The organism is Albidovulum sp., from assembly GCF_049646345.1.
Taxonomy (GTDB): domain Bacteria; phylum Pseudomonadota; class Alphaproteobacteria; order Rhodobacterales; family Rhodobacteraceae; genus Albidovulum.
Genome location: NZ_JBARVQ010000366.1, coordinates 1 through 4,509, shown reverse-complemented (window position 1 = coordinate 4,509; position 4,509 = coordinate 1). Strand labels below are relative to the sequence as shown.

At 62.3% G+C, this 4,509-nt stretch carries 4 protein-coding genes; 3 read left to right on the top strand and 1 reads right to left on the bottom strand.

Annotated elements, in window-relative coordinates; all coding sequences use genetic code 11:
• Positions 1 to 53 precede the first annotated feature (53 nt).
• Genes WBB85_RS09140 through WBB85_RS09130 form a run of 3 tightly spaced genes read left to right on the top strand, consistent with a single transcriptional unit; the run spans position 54 to position 3,195 of the window.
• The gene (locus WBB85_RS09140; RefSeq protein WP_432638313.1) at positions 54 to 1,205 is read left to right on the top strand and encodes an ABC transporter permease; all 1,152 of its coding nucleotides are present in this window, start codon (positions 54 to 56) and stop codon (positions 1,203 to 1,205) included.
• Complete coding sequence (locus tag WBB85_RS09135) at positions 1,202 to 2,197, top strand: ABC transporter ATP-binding protein (protein ID WP_432638312.1); 996 nt, start codon at positions 1,202 to 1,204, stop codon at positions 2,195 to 2,197. Before WBB85_RS09140 ends, WBB85_RS09135 begins: the two co-directional genes overlap by 4 nt.
• On the top strand, positions 2,194 to 3,195 hold the full coding sequence (locus WBB85_RS09130; RefSeq protein ID WP_432638311.1) for an ABC transporter ATP-binding protein: 1,002 nt from the start codon (positions 2,194 to 2,196) through the stop codon (positions 3,193 to 3,195). Before WBB85_RS09135 ends, WBB85_RS09130 begins: the two co-directional genes overlap by 4 nt.
• 64 nt (positions 3,196 to 3,259) lie before the next feature.
• Here WBB85_RS09130 and pbfA read toward each other — a convergent pair.
• The coding region (gene pbfA, locus WBB85_RS09125; RefSeq protein ID WP_432638310.1) for a (R)-1-hydroxy-2-aminoethylphosphonate ammonia-lyase at positions 3,260 to 4,509 on the bottom strand (1,250 nt) is incomplete at its 5' end.

Genomic DNA, 4,509 nt, shown 5'->3' with positions numbered 1-4,509 from the left:
TCATCGATCCGCGCGTGCGTCGCGGCATCATCGGATCATAAGGGGAGGGGGCAATGGTATTCGGACGTAAGACAGCCACCGCCGGGGTCGATCAGAAGGCCAAGGAAGCGTATTTCACCGCCTCGCAGGGGCAGTTGATCTGGGCACGGTTCAAGGGCAACCGCACCGCGATGATCGCCGCCTGGGCGCTTGTCCTGTTGATCATGATGGGCATCTTCGCACCTTTCCTGTCGCCCTATGACCCGACCATCGCGGGCCGTGACGAGAACTACGAAAACGGCGCGCCGCAGATGCCGAAATTCTGGGACGAGAACGGGTTTTCCCTTCGCCCCTTCGTCTATGCGACCGAACGCGAACGTTCGATCAAGACCAACTTCCGCTGGGTGGTCACCGAAAACCGCGATCACCGGCTTTACATGCTGTTCTTTGTCGAGGACTGGGACTACAAGCTTCTGGGCATCATTCCCGCCAACACGCATCTTTTCGGCCTTGATGAAGGCGGCAAGATCCACCTCTTTGGCACCGATGGCAGCGGCAAGGACATTTTCGGGCGAACTTTGCACGCGATCTGGACATCGCTTGCGGTCGGCTCGCTCGGTGTCTTCATCTCATTCGTGCTGGCGCTGGTCATAGGGGGGGTGGCCGGCTATTTCGGCGGCTGGATCGACAGCGTCCTGCAAATGATCACCGATGCGATCCGAACGGTTCCGGCAATCCCCTTGTTCATGGCGCTGGCCGCCTTCATGCCCGACAACTGGTCGTCCGAGACGCGGTTCTTCTTCATCTCGATCATCCTCGGCCTGATCGGCTGGCCGACGCTGGCGCGACGCATTCGAACCCATCTTCTGACCGAACGCACACAGGAATACGTGCTGGCGGCCGAGCTGTGCGGCGCGTCGCCGGGCCATATCATCCGGCGGCACCTGCTGCCTTCGTTCACCAGCTACATCATCGTCGACCTGATGATTTCCTTCCCCTACATGGTCCGGTCGGAAACGGCACTTTCTTTCATCGGCCTCGGCCTCAAGGACCCGGTCAATTCACTCGGCGCGCTGATGCAGAACGTCTCAAAGGCGGACGTTCTGCTGAATTACCAATGGTATTTCATCCCGGTGATCTTCTTCGTGGCGCTGGTTCTGGCCTTCGTCTTCGTTGGCGACGGGTTGCGTGATGCGGCTGACCCCTATTCGGATACGAAGAAATGACAGCACTGATCGAAGTCAAGAACCTGACGCTGAAGTTCCGCACCGATGAGGGGCTGGTGACAGCCGTCGACGATGTAAGTTTCACCATCAACAAGGGTGAGGTGATGGGGCTCGTCGGCGAAAGCGGCTCGGGAAAATCCGTGACCGCCAAGGCGCTGATGAACCTCAATGCGAGAAATGCGGTCTACAGCCCGGAAAGCAAGATCACGCTCCATACCGAGGATGGCCCTGTCGATGTCCTGTCGCTGAAGACCGCACGCGATCTGAAAGTCGTGCGTGGCGGGGCGATTTCGATGATCTTCCAGGAACCGATGGCCAGCTTCGCCCCCGCGATTACGATCGGCGTTCAGATGGTCGAACAGTTGCAGCTTCACGGCGACATGTCGAAGGCGAAGGCGAAAGAGATTTCAGTCGAGATGCTGGACCGCGTCGGCATTTCCGACCCGTCGAAGCGCTTCGATCAATATGCGTTCGAGCTTTCGGGCGGGATGCGGCAGCGGGCGATGATCGCGATGGCGCTCTCGACGCAGCCAAAGCTTCTGATCGCGGATGAACCGACAACCGCGCTCGACGTCACCATTCAGGCGCAGGTCATCGACCTGATGAAGGATCTGGTGTCCGAGTTCCATATGGGGATCATCTTCATCACCCATGACCTCGGCGTCATCGCCCAGACCGCTGACAAGGTCGCGGTCAAATATCTCGGCAGGATCGTCGAGGAAGGCCCGGTGCGCGAGGTGATCCGCAATCCGAAACATCCCTATACGCAAGGTCTGCTGGCGGCCTTGCCGAAGCTTGACGATCTCGATGCGCCGCTGACGCCGGTCGCGGGCGATATCCCGTCACCGCTGGAACGTCCCCCGGGCTGCGTCTTTCACACCCGCTGCCCGAAGATCATCGGCGATGTCTGCAAGTCGAAACTGCCCCATGACACACAGGTCGATGCCTCGCACCGGGTCGCCTGTCATCTGCATACGGAGGTCCCGGCATGAGCGAGACCCTGATCAAGGCCCGCGACCTTTCGGTCGGTTTCAGGATCGGTTCCGGCTTTTTCGGCAAGTCGATCCTGAAGGCGGTCGACCATGTCGATCTCGACATCGAAAAGGGCTCGTTCTTTGGCCTTGTCGGCGAAAGCGGCTCGGGCAAGACGACTTTGGGCCGGGCGCTCTTGAAAGCGGTGCCGATCACCGGCGGTTCGGCAAGTTACACCGATGGCGAGGTCGATTACGACCTGACGACGCTGGCGGGGGCAGAGCTGAAGGATTACCGCAAGCGGGCGCAGCTGATCTTTCAGGACCCTTACGCGGCCCTGTCCCCCCGCATGACCGTGCGCGATATCATCGCCGAACCCCTGGAGGTGATGGGCCTGACCAAGACCCGCGAGGAAACCGACGCGCGGGTGCGGCAGATCGCGGCGAAATGCCGGTTGAACCTCGAACATCTCCGCCGCTTCCCGCATGCATTTTCAGGCGGGCAGCGGCAGCGGATTTCCATCGCGCGGGCGCTCGTGTCGGGGCCGAAATTCGTGGTGGCCGACGAAAGCGTGGCAGCACTCGACGTGTCGATTCAGGCCGATGTTCTGAACCTTCTGAAAGAGTTGCAGCGCGATCTTAAGATCACCTTCCTCTTCATCAGCCATGACCTCTCGGTCGTCGCCCATACCTGCGACCATCTCGCGGTGATGTATCTCGGGCGGCTGGTGGAAACCGCGCCGACGCGCACGCTTTTCAAGGCGCCGCGCCATCCCTATACTAAGGCTTTGTTCTCGGCGATCCCGTCGCTTGACCCCGATGACCGGGGATCTGCGCAGAAGCTGGAGGGCGAGATCCCGTCACCGACAAACCAGCCGCCGGGCTGCAAGTTCCATACCCGCTGTCCTTTCGCGGTGGATCGCTGCAAGACAGAGGAACCGGTTCTGGAACATCCCGGCGACGGGCATGAAGTGGCTTGCCATCGCTGGCGCGAACTGGCCGATACTCTGGCGGCCTGACGCTGTCCCCCCCCCATTCCCCTGGCCACAAGGGGGGATGCGCGTGGCGGTGCGGTTGGTCTTCTCAGGTGGTCTCCGCGCGGATCGCTTCCGCCACGATGTCCAGCGCCCGGTCGAGGTCGTCCCTGGCGATGGTCAGCGGAGGCGACAATGTCAGCACGCAGCCTGCGCTGATCTTGAAGCTGAGCCCCGCCTCAAGGCAGCGGTAATAGATGCGTTCGGCGGCGTCACGCCCCGGTGCGCGGCTGTCGCGGTCCGCGACGATCTCGACACCGAACATCAGGCCGCGCCCGCGGATGTCGCCCACGAGTGGATCGTCGCCCACCGTTTCGCGCAGCCGGTTGAGCGCATGTGCGCCCAGTTCGGCGGCCCTCTCCACCAGCCCCTCGTCGCGGATCAATGCGAGGGTCTCCAGCGCCGCCCGTGCCGTCACCGGGTTCTTTTCATGGGTGTAGTGGCCGATGGCGAAATCGCCGCAAACATCCAGATCGCGCCGCGCGATCACTGCCGCAATGGGCAGGATGCCACCGCCAAGCGCTTTGCCGAGGGTCACGATATCGGGCACCACTTCGTCATGTTCAAATGCGAACATCCGGCCGGTCTTGCCAAGGCCGGTCGGGATCTCATCCATGATCAGAAGCGCGCCGTGCCGGTTGCAGGCCTCGCGCACCGCGCGCCAGAAGCCCGGCGGCGGCACCACCGGCACCGCCCGCATCGGCTCGGCAATGACGGCGGCAACATCGCCCTCGCGCTCCAGCACGAACTCGACCATCTTCGCGCAGGCCAGCGCGCAGCTTTCCGGCCCGACATGACCATAGGCGCAGCGATAGCAGTTGAAGGGGGCGACATGCTCGGCGCCGGGCAACAAGGGGCCCGCGATATGCGAGCGGAAGGTCGCCTCGCCGCCGACGCTTGACGCGCCAAAGCCCGCGCCGTGGAATGCGTCCCAGAAGCTGACGGTCTTGAACCGCCCCGTCGCCGCGCGCGCGATACGCAGGGCCACTTCGTTGGCGTCCGAGCCGCCGGTCGTGAACAGCACCTTACCGAGATCGCCGGGTGCCAATGCCCCGAGCGTTTCGGCCAGTTCCACCGACACCTCATTGGTGAAACGGCGGGGCGAGAAGCTTAAGCCATCAAGCTGATCCTTGATCGCGGCCACGACGCGGGGATGGCCATAACCGATATGGTGGACGGAATTGCCATGGAAATCCATGAAGCGCCGTCCGGCCGTATCCTCGATCCAGATCCCCTCGGCCTTGGCGATGGTCGACAGGCAGGGGGAGGAAAGCGACTGGTGCAGGAATGCCTCCGCGT